This is a genomic window from Bradyrhizobium sp. Ses1 (genome assembly GCF_059512365.1).
This window is the reverse complement of the sequence record NZ_JCAMOQ010000001.1, coordinates 1-19,789: the sequence shown is the minus strand read 5'-3', so window position 1 is coordinate 19,789 and position 19,789 is coordinate 1. Positions and strand designations below refer to the sequence as shown.

At 64.1% G+C, this 19,789-nt stretch carries 18 protein-coding genes and 2 pseudogenes; 12 read left to right on the top strand and 8 right to left on the bottom strand.

What is annotated here, in order from left to right:
* Nucleotides 1–10 precede the first annotated feature (10 nt).
* Nucleotides 11–2,230 (bottom strand): putative bifunctional diguanylate cyclase/phosphodiesterase, encoded by a 2,220-nt coding sequence (locus AC5ZG5_RS00100; RefSeq protein ID WP_456640628.1) that lies wholly within the window; start codon nt 2,228–2,230, stop codon nt 11–13.
* Nucleotides 2,231–2,669: 439 nt separating this feature from the next.
* Here AC5ZG5_RS00100 and AC5ZG5_RS00095 point away from each other — a divergent pair, with 439 nt between their 5' ends.
* The 7 genes from AC5ZG5_RS00095 (at nt 2,670) to modC (ending at nt 8,171) form a co-directional block, all read left to right on the top strand.
* Nucleotides 2,670–3,662: a Bug family tripartite tricarboxylate transporter substrate binding protein gene (locus tag AC5ZG5_RS00095; protein ID WP_035689921.1), complete on the top strand. Its 993-nt coding sequence runs from the start codon at nt 2,670–2,672 to the stop codon at nt 3,660–3,662.
* Nucleotides 3,663–3,880: 218 nt separating this feature from the next.
* On the top strand, nt 3,881–4,828 hold the full coding sequence (gene mepA / locus AC5ZG5_RS00090) for a penicillin-insensitive murein endopeptidase (RefSeq protein WP_456640627.1): 948 nt from the start codon (nt 3,881–3,883) through the stop codon (nt 4,826–4,828).
* Nucleotides 4,829–5,048: 220 nt separating this feature from the next.
* Nucleotides 5,049–5,255, top strand: a complete 207-nt coding sequence (locus tag AC5ZG5_RS00085; protein WP_028163387.1) for a TOBE domain-containing protein — start codon at nt 5,049–5,051, stop codon at nt 5,253–5,255.
* Nucleotides 5,256–5,257: 2 nt separating this feature from the next.
* Nucleotides 5,258–5,767 (top strand): hypothetical protein, encoded by a 510-nt coding sequence (locus AC5ZG5_RS00080; RefSeq protein ID WP_456640626.1) that lies wholly within the window; start codon nt 5,258–5,260, stop codon nt 5,765–5,767.
* A gap of 210 nt (nt 5,768–5,977) precedes the next feature.
* Nucleotides 5,978–6,763 carry a molybdate ABC transporter substrate-binding protein gene (modA, locus tag AC5ZG5_RS00075; RefSeq protein ID WP_130229470.1) on the top strand — a complete coding sequence of 262 codons (786 nt, stop codon included), beginning with the start codon at nt 5,978–5,980 and terminating at the stop codon, nt 6,761–6,763.
* A 38-nt stretch (nt 6,764–6,801) separates the two neighbouring features.
* Complete coding sequence (modB, locus tag AC5ZG5_RS00070) at nt 6,802–7,497, top strand: molybdate ABC transporter permease subunit (protein WP_456640625.1); 696 nt, start codon at nt 6,802–6,804, stop codon at nt 7,495–7,497.
* A 2-nt stretch (nt 7,498–7,499) separates the two neighbouring features.
* On the top strand, nt 7,500–8,171 hold the full coding sequence (gene modC / locus AC5ZG5_RS00065) for a molybdenum ABC transporter ATP-binding protein (RefSeq protein ID WP_456640624.1): 672 nt from the start codon (nt 7,500–7,502) through the stop codon (nt 8,169–8,171).
* A 173-nt stretch (nt 8,172–8,344) separates the two neighbouring features.
* Here modC and AC5ZG5_RS00060 read toward each other — a convergent pair whose 3' ends face one another.
* Nucleotides 8,345–8,764 carry a PepSY domain-containing protein gene (locus AC5ZG5_RS00060; protein ID WP_456640623.1) on the bottom strand — a complete coding sequence of 140 codons (420 nt, stop codon included), beginning with the start codon at nt 8,762–8,764 and terminating at the stop codon, nt 8,345–8,347.
* Between the two features lie 102 nt (nt 8,765–8,866).
* Here AC5ZG5_RS00060 and AC5ZG5_RS00055 point away from each other — a divergent pair, with 102 nt between their 5' ends.
* On the top strand, nt 8,867–9,601 hold the full coding sequence (locus AC5ZG5_RS00055; RefSeq protein ID WP_456640622.1) for a hypothetical protein: 735 nt from the start codon (nt 8,867–8,869) through the stop codon (nt 9,599–9,601).
* A 155-nt stretch (nt 9,602–9,756) separates the two neighbouring features.
* Here AC5ZG5_RS00055 and AC5ZG5_RS00050 read toward each other — a convergent pair whose 3' ends face one another.
* Nucleotides 9,757–11,550: a potassium/proton antiporter gene (locus AC5ZG5_RS00050; protein ID WP_456640621.1), complete on the bottom strand. Its 1,794-nt coding sequence runs from the start codon at nt 11,548–11,550 to the stop codon at nt 9,757–9,759.
* A 197-nt stretch (nt 11,551–11,747) separates the two neighbouring features.
* On the opposite strand from AC5ZG5_RS00050, the gene AC5ZG5_RS00045 reads away from it, so the two are divergent.
* The gene (locus AC5ZG5_RS00045; protein WP_028163379.1) at nt 11,748–13,061 is read left to right on the top strand and encodes a mechanosensitive ion channel family protein; all 1,314 of its coding nucleotides are present in this window, start codon (nt 11,748–11,750) and stop codon (nt 13,059–13,061) included.
* A gap of 113 nt (nt 13,062–13,174) precedes the next feature.
* Nucleotides 13,175–13,999 (top strand): type I methionyl aminopeptidase, encoded by an 825-nt coding sequence (map, locus tag AC5ZG5_RS00040; protein WP_028163378.1) that lies wholly within the window; start codon nt 13,175–13,177, stop codon nt 13,997–13,999.
* Here map and AC5ZG5_RS00035 read toward each other — a convergent pair whose 3' ends face one another.
* From AC5ZG5_RS00035 to AC5ZG5_RS00020, 4 genes are all read right to left on the bottom strand, one after another.
* Nucleotides 14,000–14,719, bottom strand: a complete 720-nt coding sequence (locus AC5ZG5_RS00035) for a DNA-3-methyladenine glycosylase I (protein WP_456640620.1) — start codon at nt 14,717–14,719, stop codon at nt 14,000–14,002.
* Between the two features lie 76 nt (nt 14,720–14,795).
* A complete protein-coding gene (locus tag AC5ZG5_RS00030; protein ID WP_456640619.1) occupies nt 14,796–15,887 on the bottom strand; it encodes an NAD(P)H-dependent flavin oxidoreductase in 1,092 nt (363 codons plus the stop codon).
* A gap of 10 nt (nt 15,888–15,897) precedes the next feature.
* Nucleotides 15,898–16,611: an SDR family NAD(P)-dependent oxidoreductase gene (locus AC5ZG5_RS00025; protein WP_028163376.1), complete on the bottom strand. Its 714-nt coding sequence runs from the start codon at nt 16,609–16,611 to the stop codon at nt 15,898–15,900.
* 145 nt (nt 16,612–16,756) lie between these two features.
* Nucleotides 16,757–17,704, bottom strand: a complete 948-nt coding sequence (locus tag AC5ZG5_RS00020) for a helix-turn-helix domain-containing protein (protein WP_130227155.1) — start codon at nt 17,702–17,704, stop codon at nt 16,757–16,759.
* Nucleotides 17,705–17,909: 205 nt separating this feature from the next.
* Between AC5ZG5_RS00020 and radC the strand changes: the two genes are divergently transcribed.
* Together radC and aac(3) are read left to right on the top strand one after the other, a co-directional pair.
* Entirely contained in the window at nt 17,910–18,617 is a 708-nt protein-coding gene (gene radC / locus AC5ZG5_RS00015; protein ID WP_456640618.1) for a RadC family protein, read from the top strand.
* Between the two features lie 152 nt (nt 18,618–18,769).
* Nucleotides 18,770–19,608 (top strand): annotated as a pseudogene (gene aac(3), locus AC5ZG5_RS00010) (aminoglycoside 3-N-acetyltransferase).
* Between the two features lie 77 nt (nt 19,609–19,685).
* On the opposite strand, the pseudogene AC5ZG5_RS00005 reads toward aac(3), so the two are convergent.
* Nucleotides 19,686–19,789: pseudogene (locus AC5ZG5_RS00005) on the bottom strand (IS5/IS1182 family transposase); the annotation flags it as partial.

The window sequence follows — 19,789 nt, the reverse complement described above, 5'->3', positions numbered from 1 at the left end:
AGATTTGGAGTCACGCCACCAGCGCGGCTTCGTCGTCGTTGGCGTCGCCGCGCTGGGCCTGCAGCAGGCTGACGATGTCGGCATTGGGCCTGGCGCGGCTGAACAGGAAACCCTGGCCTTCGTGGCAGCCTTCGGCGCGCAGGCAGCTCAGCTCGGCTTCGGTCTCGACTCCCTCCGCGGTGATGGTGACGCCGAGGCCCTTGCCGAGGCTGATGATTGAACGCACGATCGCCTGCGCATCGCGGTTGGAGCCGAGGTCGCGCACGAACGACTGGTCGATCTTGATCTTGTCGAACGGAAAGCTGCGCAAATAGCTGAGGCTGGAATAGCCGGTGCCGAAATCGTCCATCGAGATGCGCACGCCGAGCGCGCGCAGCGCGTGCAGCGTGGCCAGCACCTGGCTGCTCTTTTCCAATAGCAGCGTCTCGGTGATCTCGAGCTCGAGCCGCCGCGCCGGCAGACCGGAATACTTCAGCGCTTCCGTTACCTGCGACAACAGATTGCCGGTGCGGAATTGCAGCGGCGACAGGTTGACGGCGACGCGGACATCGTCGGGCCAGTGCGCGGCATCCATGCAGGCGCGCCGCAGCATCAAGCCGCCGAGCGGATTGATCAGGCCGGTCTCTTCCGCCACGGGGATGAACTCGCCGGGCGAGATCATGCCGCGCTCGGGATGCGGCCAGCGCACCAGCGCCTCGAAGCCGGTGATGCGGCCGCTCGAGAGATCGACCAGCGGCTGGTAGAACGGCCGCAAGCCGTCGTTCTGGATCGCGTCGCGCAAATCCATCTCGATCTTGCGGCGGGTCTGGGCGCGCGCGTCCATCTCGGCCTCGAAGAAGGAGAAGGTGCCGCGGAATTCGCTCTTGGCGCGCGATAGCGCCATGTCGGCGCTCTTCAACAGTTTCTCCGATTCGTCGCCGTCGCCGGGCGACATCGCAATGCCGATGCTGGCGCCGATCACGATGGAATGGCCGTCGAGCAGATAGGGTTCGCCGATCGCTTCCAGCAGGCGCTTCGCGAGCAGCACCGCATCCTCCGGACGCGACACGCCGCTCTGGACGATCGCGAATTCATCGGAGTTGAGACGGGCCAGCGCATCTTCCTCGCGCAAGGTCGAGCGCAGGCGCTTTGCGACCCCGCGCAGGAGCTTGTCGCCGACGCCATGGCCGAGCGTGTCGTTGACGGCCTTGAAATTGTCCAGCCCGAGCACCAGCACCGCGACCTTCTCGGCGCTGCGGCGGGTGTGCAGCAGCATGTCGTCCATCTGCTGGCGGAGCAGATTGCGGTTGGGCAGCCCCGTGAGCCCGTCATGCTGGGCCATGAAGGCAAGCCGCGCCTCGGCGCGCTTGCGCTCGGTCATGTCCATCAGCGCCAGCAGCACCGCGGGCTGGTTGCCATGCATCAATTCGCGCGAATAGATCGCAAGATCGATCAGCGTGCCGTCGGCCCGCACATGCTTCCAGGTCCGCGCCGCCTGCTCGTCGCCACCGCGGCCGCCGATCCATGGCAGTTCGGTATCGAATGCCTGCAGGCTGCGGATGGTCAGTTTCTCAAATTCGGCGCGGCTGAAGCCGTAATGCTCGGCCGCGGCGTCGTTGACGGAGAGGATGCGCTCACCGTCGAGCGAGCAGACGATCATCGGCACCGGATTGCCGTCGAACAACAGGCGGAACGAGGCCTCGCGCTGCTTCAATTCGGTGATGTCGACGCGCAGGCCGACGACGCCGCCATCCGAGGTCAGCCGCTCCTCGATCAGGACGACGCGGCCGTCGGCAAGCTTCTGCTCATGCCGCTCGCCGGGCTGATAGAGTTTCTTCAGCCGCTCGGCGATCCACGCCTCCTCGCGGCCGATGGCCTCGGGATAGTCGCCGCGCGCGACGCCGACCCGGAGCGTATCCTGCAGCCGCGCGCCGTGCTCGAACTGGTCGGAGCTGCGGCGATAGATCTCCGCATATTTCTTGTTCCAGAGGATGTAGCGGCCTTCGGCGTCGAGGAACACGATGCCCTGCGGCAGGATGTCGATCGCCTCGCGCAGGCGTTCGTTGGAGCGGCGCGCATCCGCGATTGCCGCTTCAGTCTCGGCTCGGTTGCGCACGATCTCGCCGATCTCGGATGGAACGCGCCGCCTGCCACTTGCAAGCTTCGGATCGGGTTTGACGGGACGGCCGGAAATTCTCGCCGCCGCCTTACGCTTCAGTTTCTTAGCCGTTCTTGGCCGCATCTTCGGCATCGACTTTTCGCCCACACGCACTCCCGCCGCGGATGGTTCTCCGATAAGTGTCTGAAAAAATGGTGTATTCCGCCGGTTTCCAGAATAGAGCCGGCCTCCGAGCTGCCTGTTTAGGAGGCGGACGTCCGCATCTCTGAATACCGGTGGGCGGCTCGAAGGGCTGAGAAGCAAATCCAACGGGCAAATCAACCAAGCGCGCGGAGCCAATTTTCCCGCGATCCGGGTAGCGATGCTGCGGATGCACCAATGGCGCGTATTCCGCACGAAATTGCGTCATTACGCGACAGGGTTAGTACCCGGTTAAGCCGCGAGCTTGCATCGAACCAATCACGAGGCGGTGGCATCTGCTGCCGCCAAAAAGGCTTCGGGCGCCTGCCGGTTCAGGCTATCCTCCGCTCCAGGGGACGAGGCGCAAGCATCGCCTTGGGGAGGGGACCCGATGCGCCAGAGCACGCACAATCGATCTCTCACCATCAGCACTCTCTTGGCGGCGACGCTGGCGCTGCTGCTGACGTGTGGTCCCGGCGCTGCCGGAGACTACCCGGACCGCACCGTCAGGATCATCGTGCCATTCTCTGCCGGCGGCACCGCGGATGCGGTCCCGCGGCTGGTGGCGGACTGGCTGTCGCGCAAATGGGGCCAGCCGATCGTAATCGAGAACAGGATCGGTTCAGCCGGCAACGTCGGGGCCGAGGAGGTCTACAATGCCGACCCCGACGGCTACACCCTTCTCTCCGCGCCACCGCCGCCGCTCGTCATCAACCAGAACCTTTTTCGCAAGCTCCGCTTTGATCCGGCGAGGTTCGAGCCGATCGTCGTGATGGCGCAGGTGCCGAACGCGATCTTCGTCCGCCCCAACGGCATCAAGGCGTCCAGCGTGGCGGAGTTGATCGATCATCTGCGCGCAAACCCCGATGGGCTCACAGCCGCCACGCTCGGCAGCGGGACAACGTCGCATCTGAGCTCCCAATTGTTCGAGACGATGGCGAAGGTGAAGCTGCGCCAGATTCCCTATCGCAGCACCGTGCCGGCGCTGCAGGGCCTGCTCGCCGGCGACGTCGACCTGATGTTCGACAATCTCGGCGTCACGCTGCCGCTGGTGACGGCCGGCAAGCTCAAGCTGCTGGCGGTGGCTTCGCCCAAACGGTTGCCATCCATGCCCAACGTGCCGACGATCGCCGAAACGCTGCCGGGCTTCGAAGCGGTCGCCTGGTTTGCGATGGTGGCGCCGCCAGGGACGCCGAAAGCGATCGTCGAGAAGATCAATGCCGACGTCAACGAAGTGCTGGCCCGGCCCGATATCCAGGCCAACTTCCGAAAGCTCTCCGCGGAAATCTATGGCGGCTCGGTGGAGCGGACGTCGCAATATCTGCGCAGCGAGGTCGACCGCTGGAGCACGGTGATCAAGTCGGCCAAGATCGAGATGCAGTGAAGGCTCTTCCCACCTCTCCCGCTTGCGGGAGAGGTCGGCGCGTAAGCGCCGGGTGAGGGCCCTCTCCACACGAAGAGTCCGAATCGCGGAGATACCCCCGCCCCGGCCCTCCCCCGCAAGCGGGAGAGGGAGTTTAGCTCCATCAACCAATTGCGATGTCACGGCGGCTCGCGGACCATCGAATCCATGTTACGCTGACTGCCCTTCGAGTGAATCCCATGACGTCCCGCCCGATATTGACCCTGCTGGTTCTTGCAGCTCTATCGCTTGGTGCCGACGCGGCGTCGGCGCAGGACAGAGGCTCGGTCAATCCGAAGCCGCTGCCGCCGCTCGCCAATCCCAACGATCCCAAGCTCGGCGCCAAGGAATTGTTCGCGCGCAAGGTGCTGCCGACGGCGACGCCGACGCGGGTGATCGGCTCCTATTCCAAAGGCTGTCTCGCGGGCGCGGCGCCGATGCCGATCAATGGCGAGACCTGGCAAGTGATGCGGCTGTCGCGCAACCGCAACTGGGGCTATCCCGGCATGATCGCGCTGCTCAAGCGCCTGTCGGTAAAGGCACACAAGGATGCCGGCTGGCCGGGTATCCTGGTCGGCGACATCGCGCAGCCGCGCGGCGGGCCCGCCCTGAGCGGCCATGCCAGCCACCAGATCGGTTTAGATGCCGACGTCTGGCTGACGCCGATGCCCGACCGCAGGCTGTCGCGCGAAGAACGCGAGGACATGTCGGCGGTGATGATGGTGCGGCCGGACCGGCTCGACGTCGATCCCAAAGTGTTCACCCCCGGCCATGTGCTGGTGCTGCGCGACGCCGCGCAGGAGCCCGCCGTGCAGCGGATATTCGTCAATGCCGCGATCAAGAAGGCGTTGTGCCGCGAGGCCAAGGGCGACCGTAGCTGGCTCGCCAAGATCAGACCGTGGTGGGGCCATGACTATCACTTCCACATCCGCATGCGCTGCCCGGCCGGCGCCAGCGAATGCGAGGGACAGCCGTCGCAGTCGGAGGATGAAGGCTGCAAGCCTTCCGACTTCGACTTCTGGTTCTCCGATGCGGTGCTGCATCCGAAGCCGCCGCCGATACCGCCAAAGCCGAAGCCGCCAATGACGCTGGCGCAAATGCCGGCCGCCTGCAAAGCGGTGCTGAACGCGCCGGACGCGAAGCAGTAACATCTTCTTCGATTGACGCTCCATCCGGGCTACGCATTGTCCCGCGAGGATAACATCTTCGTCAGGACGCTATTCCCACGGCGGCTTGATGGGCTATTGTCGCATCGGCCAGCGCCGCAAGCGCAAGGCGTCTGCCGGGGACGACGGTCCCGCTCGTTTCAACCAAAAGCCACATAGGCGCAGCACGACTGCGCGCATTCAACCATTGCGAGGAGCGATCATGCGTCTCAGTGCACGTAACCAGATCAAGGGCACCGTCGTCGAGGTGAAGAAGGGCGCAACCACGTCCCATGTCCGCGTCGATATCGGCGGCACCGTCATGACGTCCTCGATCACCAACGAGGCGGTCGACGATCTCGGCATCAAGGTTGGCGGCAAGGTGATCGTGGTGGTCAAGGCCTCCGATGTCATGATCGCGGTGGAATAGTCATGCGGCGGACATCTGTTCTGGCTGCGTTGCTGCTGCTCGGCAGTGCGCCCGCCCTTGCGGCGGAAGAACCGAGCGGCTGCGACAAGTTCAAATGGCCGATCGATCGCGAGCGCGCCGCGCTGACCGCGCCAGATCGCGCCAAATTGACCTCAGGCAACGAGTTTGCGGCCTTGTCCGCAAGCGGATTCACGCTGACCCTGGTGGCGCCGGCGGATGCCAAATTGCCGAGACCGCCGGAGCGTGCGCCGAAGGACGGCACCTTTGCCGGCTTCACCAGCTTCAAGACTACGCCCAAGGCCGGCCTTTACACGATCAGCCTGTCGTCCGGCGCCTGGCTGGACGTGGTGCAGGATGGTCACTTCCTCAAGCCCAAGGCATTCAGCGGCGCCACCGACTGCGACGGTATCCGCAAGACCGTAAAATTCGAGCTTTCCGCCAGCCCATTCGTGCTGCAGATCAGCGGGGTCAAAGAGAATTCGATCTCGGTCGCGATCCTGCCGGCGGAATGAGCGGCGAATAGGCCTGGGCAAATGCACAAAGGGTCGCCTTTACCCGGGCCGCGGGCCTGTTTATTGTCTGGCCATAGCGATGCCCCGACCGACCGTCAGTCCGTTGGGATCACCGGAACGGCGCTTCCGTCTGTCGCAATCCTTACCGATTCAACCAACGCCCGAAGTGCGCGCGGTCCGCGTGCATGCGGACGTGATGGAGCGCCTGCCATGAACCGCCTTGCCGGAATTGTCGCCGCCTTTGTCCTTGCGCTGTCTTCAGCCGCCTTAGCTGCGAACGCGCAGGAAAAGACCCTGACCGTGTTCGCGGCCGCCTCGATGAAGAACGCCCTCGACGACATCGACGCCGCCTACACCGCCAAGACCGGCGTCAAGGTCAATGCGAGCTATGCCGCCAGCTCAGCATTGGCAAAGCAGATCGAGCAGGGCGCGCCGGCCGACGTGTTCGTCTCCGCCGACACCGACTGGATGGACTACGCGGTCAAGCAGAAGAACATCAACGAGGCGACGCGGGTCAATCTGCTCGGCAACAGCATCGTGCTGATCGCGCCGAAGGACTCCAAGATCGACAACGTCAATATCGGCGCCGGCTTCGACCTCGCCAAGCTCGCCGGTGACGGCAGGATCGCGACCGGCGACGTCAAGGCCGTGCCGGTCGGCAAATATGCCAAGGCGGCGCTGGAGAAGCTCGGCGCCTGGCAAGCGGCCGAGCCGAAATTCGCTATGGCCGAAAGCGTGCGCGCGGCGCTGACACTGGTCGCCCGCGGCGAGGCCGTGCTCGGCATCGTCTATTCGACCGACGCCAAGGTCGAGCCCGGCGTCAAGATCGTCGGCACCTTCCCGGCCGACAGCCATCCCGCGATCATCTATCCGGTCGCGGCGACGACGACGGCCAAACCCGAGACCGCCGAGTACCTCAACTTCCTGAAATCGTCGGCGGCAAAGACGATCCTCGAGAAGTACGGCTTCAAGTTCCTGATCACGCCGACGACCTGAGCATGATCCGGAAAAGCGGAAGCATGATCTGAGCCCACGTGTTCGAGATTTCGCCGACCGAGTGGACGGCGATCCTGCTGTCGTTGCGGGTCGCCATCGTCGCAACGCTGGTCGCGACCCCCTTAGGGATCGCGCTGGCGTGGCTGCTTGCGCGCCGTGACTTCTGGGGCAAATCGGTGCTCGACGCGCTCGTGCATCTGCCGCTGGTGCTGCCGCCTGTTGTCACCGGCTATCTGCTATTGCTCACGTTTGGACGGCGCGGCCTCGTCGGGGCCTGGCTTGCCGATCATCTCGGCATGGTCTTCGCGTTCCGCTGGACCGGTGCGGCGCTCGCCTGCGGCGTGATGGCCTTTCCATTGCTCGTGCGGCCGATCCGGCTGTCGATCGAGGCCGTCGACCGGCGGCTGGAGCAGGCCGCCGGAACGCTGGGCGCGGCGCCGTGGCAGGTGTTCCTGACCGTGACGTTGCCCCTGGCGCTACCGGGCGTGCTCGCCGGAATGGTGCTCGGCTTCGCCAAGGCGATCGGCGAATTCGGCGCGACCATCACCTTCGTCTCCAACATTCCGGGCGAGACCCAGACCATCTCGTCGGCGATCTATTCGCTGATCCAGACGCCCGAGGGCGACCTTGCGGCGGCGCGGCTGGTCATCATCTCCATCGTGCTTGCGATGAGCGCGCTTGTTGCATCAGAGTGGTTCGCGCGGCGCGCGACGAAGCGGCTGCACGGAAACTGACCATGCTCCGTGTCGACGTCACCAAGCACCTTGGCGAATTCACGCTCTCTGCGTCCTTCACCAGCGAGGGCCGCGTCACCGGCCTGTTCGGCGCGTCGGGCGCCGGCAAGACCTCGCTGATCAACATGATCGCGGGACTGCTGAAGCCCGACCGCGGCATCATCTCGCTCGATGGCGAGACGCTCGACGACACCGAAGCGCACGTGCATGTGCCGCCCTACCGGCGCCGCATCGGCTATGTGTTCCAGGACGCGCGGCTGTTCCCGCATCTCGACGTGCGGCAGAACCTCGATTACGGGCGCCGCATGAATCGCCTGCCGGATGATCCGGCGCAGCGCAAACGCGTCACCGACCTGCTCGACATCGGCCATCTCATGGACCGTCGTCCGGGTAAACTTTCCGGCGGCGAGCGCCAGCGCGTCGCGCTCGGACGCGCGCTGTTGTCGAAGCCGCGCCTGTTGCTGCTCGACGAGCCCTTGGGCTCGCTGGACGAAGGGCGGAAGGTGGAGATCCTCCCTTATCTGATCCGACTGCGCGACGAGGGCATACCCATGGTCTACGTCAGCCACGACGCCGCCGAACTGCGCCAGCTCGCGACCCAGATCGTGATGCTGCGTCGTGGCGAGGTGACTGCGTTCGGCGGCGTAAAGGTGCTGACGGGAGGCTCGAAGTGATTTCGGTCGCCTTCCCTTCTCCCCTTGCGGGAGAAGGTGGCGCGAAGCGCCGGATGAGGGGTCGTCGCCGCGGGCACGGTGCGCGTGGAGAGAGACCCCTCACCCAAGCGAGTGACGCCGGAGTAGCCCTCTCCCACAAGGGGCGAGGGCGCATCAAGCAGCACCTCGCAGGTTTATCGATCGACGTTGAGCACCGCACCGGTGCGGGCGTCGACATCGACTTCCATATACCGGCCTTCGAGATCCCGCCCCTCGATTTGCCATTCATAGCCGGCAAATTCAGTGTGAGATACGGTTACGAGCCCGAGATCGGTCGCGATCGCCAGTGCTCTCTGCATCGATATGAGATCGCCAGAATCATAAGCCCTGGCGTGCGTCGCAATCCCAAGGGTCATCACCACGATCATCGGGAGGATGAATTTTCGCATGTGCCACTCCTGGTGAAGGTTCGTTACGGCAGGCACCAACAGCCCTCGAGGCGTATTGGTTCCCATTTCACAGCGAAACTGGGTGATCCGCAGGGGTTGCAACCGCTTGTTGACCGCCGATTGGCGACAATGTGACGGTTCCCCGCGGTGCTCGGCAAAAGACATCGGGTCGACTCGTTCACAGATTCGTTTGCTTTAAGGACAAAGCTTGTCGATTTGCCAAATCCGCCCGAGCGCGCCAAATTGTTGCCGGAAGAAAGGCGTGCCATGCGTATTGCTGGTTGGGTTTTGCTGCTCACAGGATTCGTCCTGTGCCTCACGGTGGCCTGGGCCGCTCTCGGGTTTCTGTTGATGGGCATCGGCCTCGTGTCGCTGCAGGTCGCCGAGCGGAAGCGGCGAAAGTCCGAGAAGACGGAGTCCGCCGCCCTCGATGCGCGTCCGAAGCCGGCTACCGCACTTGCCGAAGTGCCTCCGGCCCACGCAGAAACTGTTCCGATCACTCCGGAACCTCCCCCCTTGCCGGCACCGCAAACGACCTCGAGCGCCGACGCCTCCGCTTACGACAAGGAAGTATGGCGCCGCATGGTCGAGAGCGATCCCGATCTGGCGCGACTGGCCGCGGTGCTGTCCGACTACGGACAAGACTATGTCGATGAATTCGCCAATAGCTATCTCGCCGAGCCCGACAAGGGCCGCCTCGGCGCGATCGTCAACGAGATCATCGCGAAGGCCGCACGAAAGGAATCCACGCCGGCGGCATCGCCCGAAGTGCATCAGGCATCGGTCGATGCAAATCGGGAGCCGAGATCGCCGCGCGCAGAGGTCAAGCCGGATCGCCGCGCTGTGAAACTCCACGCGCCGAAGATCGCTGTAATGCCGCCTGCGGCACCACAGATTCGGACCGAATCGAATCCGCAAGATGGAAACGATGGGCCCGCTGACGACGACCTCAACGAACTGATCAAGCAGTTCGCGGGCGATGCGGGCTTCCTTCGAAGATAAGCCCTTTCCCAGCCCACGACGACCGTCCCCGCGAAACAGCCGCATAGCCCGGGTGGAGCGAAGCGCAACCCGGGACATCTCCATCAAGGTTTGCAAGCGGTCCCGGGTTACGCTGGCGCTCCACCCGGAGCTACGCTCTCTTTCGGGGCGCGACTTTAGACGCCTGCGACCGATGTCCAGATCCCGGCGAGCTTGCGCTTGAACTGCTGCAGCCGGGTCGCCGGCACGACCGACTCCTCTTCCTCCGGCAGGCGCAGGCCGACGACATTGACCCTGCCACCACCGAGGCTGCGCGCGACCAGGACGATGCTGTCCAGCGCGAGCTCCGCGCCTTCCTTCGGCGCGCGGTCGAGATGGATGTCGAAATAATCCGACAGCGTCAGCTTCTTCTGGTCCTCATCGACGGTCACGCCGTAGATCTCGGCAAGCTCGCCAAGCGTATGCTCGCCGGAGACCACGAAGTCGCCGAGCAGATGCGGGTCCGGCGCAGTGCTTGGCGGCATGTCGACAAAGAAGCGGTCGAGCGCTTCCGCTCGCTCCGGCGGCGCCAGCAGATAGAGGTAGTCGCCGGGCGCGATCGGGTCGGCCTCGGCGGGGGAGAGGATGTTCTCATCGCGGATCACCAGCGTCGGCCTCGACCAGGACGGCAGCAATCCGCGGCGGAAAAACAGGCTCTTCGCACCGACGGGATAGCCGACGAGCTGCTGCTCGAGCTGGCCGGGCAGGTCCAGTTCGACGCGCCGCGGGCCGCGGTCGACGCGCGGCAGCGCCACGTGCAGCCGACGCGCCGCCGGCGCCAGGGTCCAGCCCTGCAGCAAAAGCGAGATGATGACGACGACAAAGGCGACATCGAAATAGAGATAGGCCTTCGACAGGCCCACCAGCATCGGGATCGAGGCAAGGAAGATCGCAACCGCGCCGCGCAGCCCGGTCCAGGCAATGAACACCTTCTCCCGCCAGTTGAAGCGGAACGGCGCCATGCAGGCGAATACGGCAAGCGGCCGCGCCAGCAGCATCAGCGCCAGCGCCACCACGACCGAAGCGCCCAGGCTGCTGAGCACGCGGTGCGGCGACACCAGGAGCCCGAGCAGCACGAACATCACGATCTGCGCGAGCCAGGTCGCGGCATCGAGGAACGCGACCACCGAGCTGTGCGCGCGCGTCGGCCGGTTGCCGATGATGATGCCGGCGAGATAGACGGCGAGAAAGCCGGAGGCATGGGCGATCTGCGCCGCGCCGAAGATCACCAGCGCCGCCGTGGTCACGAATGGCGCGTGCAGGCCCTGCGGCAGAGCGACGCGGTTCATGGCGATCACAACCAGCCGGCCGCCGATCACGCCCACGATCGCCCCAAGCACGGCCTCGCGGACGAACTCCAGAACGATGTGCGACGCCGAGCTTTCTCCGAGGGAGATGAATTCCACCAGCATCAGCGTCAGGAAGATCGCGAAGGGATCGTTGGTGCCGCTTTCGGCCTCCAGCGTGGCGCCGACGCGCGGGCGCAGGCGCAACCCCTGGGTGTGGACCAGCAAAAATACCGCCGCGGCGTCGGTCGAGGCCACCACGGCCCCGACCAGCAATGCCTCGGTCCAGGAGAGGTCGAGCATATATTTGGCCACCGGCGCCGTGATCAGCGCGGTCAACAGCACGCCGGCGGTCGCGAGCACCATCGAGGGCGCCAGCACGGCACGGATGCTTTGGAAGCGCGTGCGTAGGCCGCCATCGAACAGGATCAGCGCCAGCGCCACCGAGCCCACCAGATAGGTGGTGCGGACGTCGTCGAACTGCAGGTGGCCGGGACCGGCATCGCCCGCGAGCATGCCGATCAGGAGGAAGACCAGTAGCAGGGGGGCGCCAAAGCGCAGCGCCAAAAGGCTCGACAGGATGCCGGCCATCACGAGAACTGCGCCAAGCAGGATGGCTATGCTGACCTGATCGAGAGAAGCCATACGCCGTAAGGAAAGAGAAGAGTTGCAATGCATCCTTACCGTCGCCACAGTTCGACGCCAACCCATTTTCTTCTGGTTTTGCGCCCAGCCTCACCTCGCACGCCAGTTGTGGCGATGGTCCGCGCGTCGCGTTTGTGGGATCGTGCCGACCGTTCGAATCAAATTCGCTTGAATCTGCACTTCATGAGATTTCGCCGATGGAAATGGAGCTGAAGGACGTCATCGAGACCCTGCAGATGGCCGCACGGTCGGTCGGAGCGGAGGTTACCTCGCCCTGGTTCTATCTGCAGTTCGGCATCATCCTGGCCGCCGCCGGCATCGCCTATGCGGCCGACGCCGCGATCCGCCTACGGGTCGACATGGATTCGCTGGCGTCGCACCTGCCGCTGCCGCTCAGGCATTTCATCCGCGTGCTGGTCGGCAGCGCCTCGACCGCGGTGTTCGCGCTCCTGATGATCGCGACGCGCATCATCATGGCGCATTCGACCTGGCCGAGCCGCAGCTACCTGATCGTAGTCTCGGCCAAGCTGGCGCTGGCCTGGCTCGTCATCTCCCTGGTGGCGTCGGTCATCCGCAACGCCTTCATCGTCCGCCTGGTGTCGGTGGGGGCCTGGATCGTCGCGGCGCTCAGCATCATCGGCCAGCTCGATGCGACGGCCGAGACGCTGGATTCGGTCGCGATCGAGGTCGGCGGCCTGCGGTTGACGCCGCTGCTCCTGATCAAAGCCGGCGCGCTGGTGATCCTGGCGCTGTGGCTCACCAACATCGCGAGCAATTTCGTCGAGAGCCGCATCAACCGCGCCACCGACCTGACGCCGTCGGTCCAGGTGCTCCTGATCAAGATCATCCGCATCGGGCTGATGGTGGTCGCGATCGCCATCGCGCTGAGCGCGGTCGGCATCAACCTGTCAGCGCTCGCGGTGTTCTCCGGCGCGGTCGGTGTCGGTATCGGTATCGGCCTGCAGAAGATCGTCGCCAACTTCATCTCGGGCATCATCCTGCTCGCTGACAAGTCGGTGAAGCCCGGCGACCTCGTCACCATCGGCGACAATTCGGGGCGCATCAGCGCGATGAAAACCCGCTACATCTCGGTAGCCGCCGGCGACGGCCGCGAATTTCTGATCCCGAACGAGGACCTGGTGACGCAGAAGGTCGTCAACTGGACCTATACCGACAAGAACACGCTGGTCAAAATCCCCTTCGGCACCAATTACGAGGCCGATCCGCGGCTGGTGTGCAAGCTCGCCATCGAGATCGCCGCCGCGGCGCCGCGGGCATTGAAAGGCAAGCCGCCAAACTGCATCCTGACCGAATTCGCCGAAGCCGGGATGAAATTCTCGCTGACCTTCTGGATTGGCGATCCCGATGGCCTCGACAACGTCAAAAGCGACGTGATGCTGGCGCTGTGGGACGCCTTCAAGCGCGAGGGCATCCGCGTGCCCTATCCGGTGCGGGAACTTCGGGTCCGCGGCGCCCTTCCGGTCGAGACCGTGATCGAGACTTCCAGCTAAATCCATGGCGGGAAAGGCCATTTCGGCCCCAACCTTGGCTTGCGCTGGCCGCCTCGATCATTAAATTAGGTGAATTATCGCCCGTCCGACAGACCCGCCAAATGACCCCGAACATGAGCTATATCGAAGCAACCGACACCTCCCTACGCAAGACCGGCCAGATCAAGCTGCACGGACAAAGCGGCTTTGTCGGCATGCGCAAAGCGGGCGCGCTGGTGTCGAAATGCCTCGATGAGCTCACCGACATCGTCAAGCCGGGGATCCCGACCTCCAAGATCGACCAGTTCGTGCGCGAGTTCGCCTTCAGCCATGGCGCCTATCCGGCGACGCTGATGTATCGTGGCTATCGCTATTCGACCTGCACCTCGCTGAACCATGTGGTCTGCCACGGCATGCCCGGCGACCGCCCGCTGAAGGAAGGCGACATCGTCAATATCGACGTCACCTTCATCGTCGACGGCTGGTATGGCGATTCCAGCCGCATGTATGCGGTCGGGCCGATCGCGCGCAAAGCCGAGCGGCTGATCGAGGTGACCTATGAGGCGATGATGCGGGGCATCGCCGCGGTGAAGCCCGGCGCCACCACCGGCGACATCGGCCATGCGATCCAGAGCTATGTCGAGCCGCAGGGCATGAGCGTGGTGCGCGATTTCTGCGGCCACGGTCTCGGGCGGATGTTCCACGACGAGCCGAACATCATCCATGTCGGCCGGCCCGGCGAAGGCGTGGCGTTGAAGCCAGGCATGTTCTTCACCATCGAGCCGATGATCAATCTCGGCAAGCCGCATGTGAAGATCCTGTCCGACGGCTGGACCGCGGTGACGCGCGACCGCTCGCTGTCGGCACAGTTCGAACATTCGGTCGGCGTGACCGCCGATGGCGTGGAGATCTTCACGCTGTCCCAGCGGAGCGGCGAGAAGCCGTGGACGGTGGTCTGATCAGTCATCGCCGCCCATGCGTCGCGTGAGCTCGGCCGGCTCGTAATTCTCCCCGATCGACATCGCGCAGATGCGGGAGAGATGCACATAAGGCAGCTCGGTCTCCTTGGCCCAGGCGTTGAACTGCGCCTGCACCTTGGCGAGATCGCCTTTCGACTTCACCTCTTCCGCGATATCGAGGCCGGCGTCGCGCAGGCAGGCGACGACATCCCTTGATGTGACAAAGCCGTCCCAGCCGAGGAAACGCAGCAGGATCTGGCCGGTATTGCCGCCGAGCCGGCTGCCGCGCTTGAGCAGAAGGTTCAACAGCCCGATTTCGTCGGAGGACGGCCAATCGCCCAAGAATTTGCCGAAGCTGCCGTGCTCAGCCGCGATCTCCTGCACGAAGCGGGCGTTGTCACGCACCGACATGATCTTGGCGCCGTTGCGCACGATGCGCGCATCGCTCGTGAGCCGCTCCCAGAATTCATCCGGCTCGAAGGCGAGCTTCTCCACCTGGAAACCGAGGAAGGCCTCCTCGAAGCCCGGCCATTTTGCGTCGATCACGCTCCAGGCAAAGCCGGCGCAGAACACCCGCTTCGTCATCTCGGCGAGAACGCGATCGTCTTTCAGCTTAGCCAGAGATTTCGCGTTCGGCGCCGGCGGCAGCAGCTTCTCCAGCGCTTTCGCGCCGCCCTTGCGCTTCTCGGCCCGCGCCCGAATAGCCCTAAACGACGTCACGCGGCGAGACCTCTTTGCATTGGCAGGGACGGACGATCATAGCGTGACGCACGCCGAGATGCCAACGCGGCGGATCTCAGCCGCCCCTGATATGCTTCAGACGCTCGACGGCCTGCTTCACCAAGGTCTGCATCAGCGCCTTGGCCGGGAGCTCGCGGGCCAGCGCAGCGCCCTGTCCTGCCCAGATCGGGGTAAAGTCGCGGCTTCCCTTCCGCTCTGCCGCGGCCCGCAGCGGTGCCAGCTCGCCCATCGGCAACGGAAAATCCGGTGCTGCGTCGGACAGAGGGCCGACTTCGGCGACGAAGCGGTTGACCATGGCGCGCGCCGGTCGGCCGGAGAGCACGTTGGTCATCACGGTGCCAAGCTCGCGCGCTTGGCGCAAGGCGTCGCGGTGCAGCGGCGGCGTCGCCGCCTCGGGGCAAAGCAGGAAGGCGGTCCCGATCTGGACTCCGGAGGCGCCGAGGGCAAGAGCGGCGGCGATGCCGCGCCCATCGGCGATGCCGCCGGCGGCGATCACGGGCACGCTGACCACGTCAGTGACCTGCGGCACCAGCTCAAAGGTGCCGAGCTGCGAAGCGACCGCCCAGTTCCGGTCGCGATCGAGGAACGTGCCCCGGTGGCCGCCGGCTTCATAGCCCTGGGCAATGACTGCATCCGCGCCATGGTCCTCCAGCCAGCGCGCTTCCGCAACCGCCGTCGCCGACGAGATCACCTTGCAGCCGGCCGCCTTGATCCGGGCCAGCAATGGGGGCGCAGGCAAGCCGAAATGGAAGCTCACCACCTCCGGCCTCGCGTCCTCGACGAATTCGCACATCGCACTGCCAAACGGCGCAAGATCGGTGCGCGGCGGCGGTGTCGCATCGTCAACTCCGAGCTCGCGATAATAGGGTGACAGCGTCTCGTGCCACGCACGCTCGCGCCCCGCATTGGCCTTCGCCGGCTCGTGGCAGAAGAAATTGAGGCTGACCGGCTTGCTGGTCAGCCGCCGCATCTGTGTGATCGCATCGGTGGCGCGCTGCGGGTCCATGGTGGCGCAGCCGATCGAGCCGAGGCCGCCGGCATCGGCGACGATGGAAGCGAGCTCAACCGTGGCGAAACCCGCCATCGGTGCCAGCACGATCGGATGTTCGATTCCAAACAATTCAAGCAGACGACGGTCGGACCACATCTCGCATCTCCTAGCCGCGACCGGCGGACCAGCCGCCATCGACATGCAGGATCTCGCCGGTGACGAAGGCTGCCTTCTCCAGATACATCACGGCATCGACGACCTCCTGCGTCGTGCCCATCCGACCGATCGGCTGCAGCGCGGCGAGAAAACCATGCGCCTCCGGCGAATGCATCGGCGTGCTGATCGCGCCCGGCGAAACGGCATTCACCCGGATATTCCGGGGCGCATATTCGATCGCGAGCGAGCGCGTGATCGCGTTGAGCCCGCCCTTGGTCAGCGCCGCAAGACCCGCTGCGAGCGATGTCATCGGCTGTTCGGCGATCGTGGCGGTGATGTTGACGATGTGGCCAGAACCCGTCTGCAGCATTCTCGCTGCGACCTTCTGGGTCAGATGAAAGAATCCGGCGAGATTGACCGCGACCATCTTTGCGAAATCGGCGGCGGAATATTCGGTAAAAGGCTTGGCAATGAACACGCCGGCATTGTTGACGAGCGTATCTATGCGCCCGAAACGCTCGATCGCCAGCTTAAAGATGCGCTCGGCCGTCTCGGGGTGTGCAATGTCGCCCTCGATCATGAGGACCGACGGATCATCGCTCTTGCCGATCGAACGGGCGGTGGCCACGACGCGGTAGCCGTTTTCGCGATAGGCTTTCAGCAATTCCGCGCCAATGCCGCGTGACGCGCCGGTGATGATGACGACCTTTCGCTCTGATGTCATGTTCGCTCCTCGCAATTGCCTGGGGTTTATCGGAGCGATAGATGCACCATGCGGCCGGACGCGGCTTTGCCTCGGTTGCTCAGCTTTTGTCATTTCTTGCCGCTGTCAGGATCAGCGGACGCAGATCGGTTACATCCGTAACAAATCAGGCCACGACGCTGCGGCGGTACTGAGCGGGCGTCAGGCCGGTTGCCTGCCGGAACGCGCGGGTGAAATTGGCTTGGCACGAAAATCTGAGCCTGAGCGCGATATCGGCCAGCGGCTGCTCCCTTTGTCCCAGCAATTCCTTGGCACGTTCGAGCCGCCGGGCGCTGACGTAACGATGCGGCGATCGGCCGACGGCTGCCTTGAACGCGCGGGCGAAATGAAACTGGCTCAGGCACGCGATCGATGCCAGATGGCGGACCGTCAATTCGCCCTCCAAATTCGTCTCGATGTAATCCAGCACACGCGCCAGCCTGCGCCGGTCAAGTCCCTCGCGGGGTGCGAGGAAGTCGAGCGATAGCTTGCCGAAATGGTTTTGAACCAATCTTGCGGCCAGACTCGAGGCCAGCGTCTCCGCGAGAAGCCGGCCGGCAGACGTCTCGCGCTCCAGCTCGGAGGTGAGTGCATAGGCGATCTCGGCCAGAAGCGGATCGCGAAAACTGCTTTCATGACGCAGCGACGTCACAACGCATGGGGCGAGCCCTTCGCCAAAGCTCTCCGGCGAAAACCGGCTCGGCGGCAGATAAATGTGCAGGACCGCCGGAACGGGATCGGACAAATCGATCAGGCCATGCTCGGCCACCGGCGGCGAAACCCAGATCGTCCCACGTTCGGAGACGCTGCGATCGGTGACGCCATACCTCTCGCGCGTGACCACGGACCCATTGCCCCGGACGTCGATGCAGATTTCGATGTCCGGCTGCGGGCTCTTCCAGGCGATCGTGCCACTACTGTGACTGCGAAGCTCCGCCGCTATGCCCGACCAGCCCCGATCGGTGGAAGACGCCAGAAGCCCCGAGGCGCCGTAGCTTCCGAAACCGTGTGCCCCTGGCGACGCCGGTTGCTCTGGTTGAGATGCGAAGTTGAGCTTTTTATGGGTGGAATTCATTCGACATAACCCGATATCCGGCAATCGACGAAATCCCCAGCCACCCCAATGTGGCCGGCTCGCAGCCAAATCGCAACGATTGCTGGCCGCCCATCACGCGGAAGCGATCAAGACCGGCCGGTCTTCTGGCGCATGTCGAAGGCTTCGATGCGTCCGCGGCACTTCATGGTTGCAAAAACCGCGCGGCACGGCATGTTTGGCGCCGATGCCCGCCAAGACCAACACAGACCAGCCCGCCGAGACGCCGCATTACCACGGCCATCGGGAGCGCCTGCGCGAACGCTTCCATAGCGCCGGGCCCGACGCGCTGAGCGACTATGAACTGCTCGAGATGGCGCTGTTTGCCTCGATCCCACGGCGCGACACCAAGCCGCTCGCCAAGGAATTGCTGAGACGCTTCGGCTCGTTTGCCGAGGTGATCCATGCGCCCGTCGGCCGCCTGCGCGAGGTCGAGGGCATCGGCGAAGCCTCGGTCAACCAGCTCAAGCTGATCGCGGCCGCCGCGAGCCGGGTCGCCAAGGGCGAGGTGAAGCGGCGCAAGGCGTTGTCGTCATGGAACGACGTGCTCGACTATTGCCGCTCGAGCATGGCCTTCGCCGACAAGGAGCAGTTTCGCCTCCTGTTCCTCGACAAGCGCAACCAGCTCATTGCCGATGAGGTGCAGCAGATCGGCACCGTCGACCACACGCCGGTCTATCCACGCGAAGTGATCAAGCGCGCGCTGGAACTGTCCGCCACCGCGCTGATCCTCGTGCACAACCACCCTTCCGGCGACCCGACGCCGTCGCAGGCCGACATCCAGATGACGAAAGCGATCATCGACATCGCCAAGCCGCTCGGCATCTCCGTGCACGACCACATCATCGTCGGCAAGAACGGCCACGCGAGTTTGAAGGGGATGCGGCTGATTTGAATCCATGCTGGTTTCAGCGCCCCGGTTTGCCCTGACGGGCAGCTACGTCAACCAATACGTACCGCCGGCTTACCTCCTACTGGTACTTTTCCTTGAGGTCGGCCCCTCGGCACGGCCGATCCAGCCGAGAAGAAACTGGGAGAGAGATTCCAATGAGAGCAAGAACCGAAATCACAGCAGACCTTCAACGACTGGGCATCCAACCGGGAGATCTCGTGATGGTCCATGCCTCGTTGAAGGCCATCGGTAGTGTCGAGGGCGGCGCGGCCACCGTCGTCGACGCTCTTCTCGACGCCGTCGGCCGGCGGGTACCGTAATGGGCTATGCCTCATGGGACCGCTCACCGTACGAGGAAACATTGAACGGCGCTCAGATGGACGAAGAACTCCGTCGCACCTGGCCTCCGTTTGACCCTGCAACCTCTGGAACATATGCGGGCTTCGGCCTGCTCAATCAGTTCCTTGTCCAGACCCCCGGTGCGCGACGTAGCGCACATCCGGACGCATCGATGGTCGCTATAGGTCCTCTCGCAGAAACTTTGACAAAGTCTCATCACCTTGGTCAGGCGTTGGGAAAACGCTCGCCCCTCGAACGTTTTGTCAAGCTGGGCGGAAAAGTTCTTCTGCTAGGCGCTCCGCTGAACTCAGTCACCGCACTGCACTATGCCGAGGCTATTGCCGATATTCCTGGTAAACGCCGCGTGACCTATGAGATGCCGCTACTTGGCCCCGATGGTCAAACCGTCTGGGAGTGGGCCGAGGATTTCGACTCGAACGGCATCCTCGATCGCTTCGCGGTCGACGGAGAGCCTGACGCGGTCGAAACGATCGCGCATGCATACGCTGCCCTCGATCGGCACCGGATTGACCGAGTAGGAGACGCATCCTGCTACCTGTTCGACGCGCAGGACATCGTTTCCTTTGGCGTGACCTATCTTGAGCGCCGTTTTGGCCGGACGTCGTCGCCCTTGGATGATCCCCGAAGCGACTAGCCTTTCAAACGACATTTGCAGCATAGGCCATGATCAATGATCATTCTGACCAAATCTGCTCTAGGTCGCGTGGACAGTTATCTTAGCCAGAGCAGAGTTGCGGCGATAGCGACGACAGCGAAGTAATTTCGTGCGGTTTTTTCGTAGCGCGTAGCAACGCGCCTGAAACGCTTCAGTTTCG

Coding starts and splice junctions, on each gene's coding strand:
- AC5ZG5_RS00100 (WP_456640628.1), bottom strand. CDS start 2,230: ATGCCGAAGATGCGGCCAAGAACGGCTAAGAAACTGAAGCGTAAGGCG.
- AC5ZG5_RS00095 (WP_035689921.1), top strand. CDS start 2,670: ATGCGCCAGAGCACGCACAATCGATCTCTCACCATCAGCACTCTCTTG.
- mepA (WP_456640627.1), top strand. CDS start 3,881: ATGACGTCCCGCCCGATATTGACCCTGCTGGTTCTTGCAGCTCTATCG.
- AC5ZG5_RS00085 (WP_028163387.1), top strand. CDS start 5,049: ATGCGTCTCAGTGCACGTAACCAGATCAAGGGCACCGTCGTCGAGGTG.
- AC5ZG5_RS00080 (WP_456640626.1), top strand. CDS start 5,258: ATGCGGCGGACATCTGTTCTGGCTGCGTTGCTGCTGCTCGGCAGTGCG.
- modA (WP_130229470.1), top strand. CDS start 5,978: ATGAACCGCCTTGCCGGAATTGTCGCCGCCTTTGTCCTTGCGCTGTCT.
- modC (WP_456640624.1), top strand. CDS start 7,500: ATGCTCCGTGTCGACGTCACCAAGCACCTTGGCGAATTCACGCTCTCT.
- AC5ZG5_RS00060 (WP_456640623.1), bottom strand. CDS start 8,764: ATGTCTTTTGCCGAGCACCGCGGGGAACCGTCACATTGTCGCCAATCG.
- AC5ZG5_RS00055 (WP_456640622.1), top strand. CDS start 8,867: ATGCGTATTGCTGGTTGGGTTTTGCTGCTCACAGGATTCGTCCTGTGC.
- AC5ZG5_RS00050 (WP_456640621.1), bottom strand. CDS start 11,550: ATGGCTTCTCTCGATCAGGTCAGCATAGCCATCCTGCTTGGCGCAGTT.
- AC5ZG5_RS00045 (WP_028163379.1), top strand. CDS start 11,748: ATGGAAATGGAGCTGAAGGACGTCATCGAGACCCTGCAGATGGCCGCA.
- map (WP_028163378.1), top strand. CDS start 13,175: ATGAGCTATATCGAAGCAACCGACACCTCCCTACGCAAGACCGGCCAG.
- AC5ZG5_RS00030 (WP_456640619.1), bottom strand. CDS start 15,887: ATGTGGTCCGACCGTCGTCTGCTTGAATTGTTTGGAATCGAACATCCG.
- AC5ZG5_RS00025 (WP_028163376.1), bottom strand. CDS start 16,611: ATGACATCAGAGCGAAAGGTCGTCATCATCACCGGCGCGTCACGCGGC.
- AC5ZG5_RS00020 (WP_130227155.1), bottom strand. CDS start 17,704: ATGAATTCCACCCATAAAAAGCTCAACTTCGCATCTCAACCAGAGCAA.
- radC (WP_456640618.1), top strand. CDS start 17,910: ATGCCCGCCAAGACCAACACAGACCAGCCCGCCGAGACGCCGCATTAC.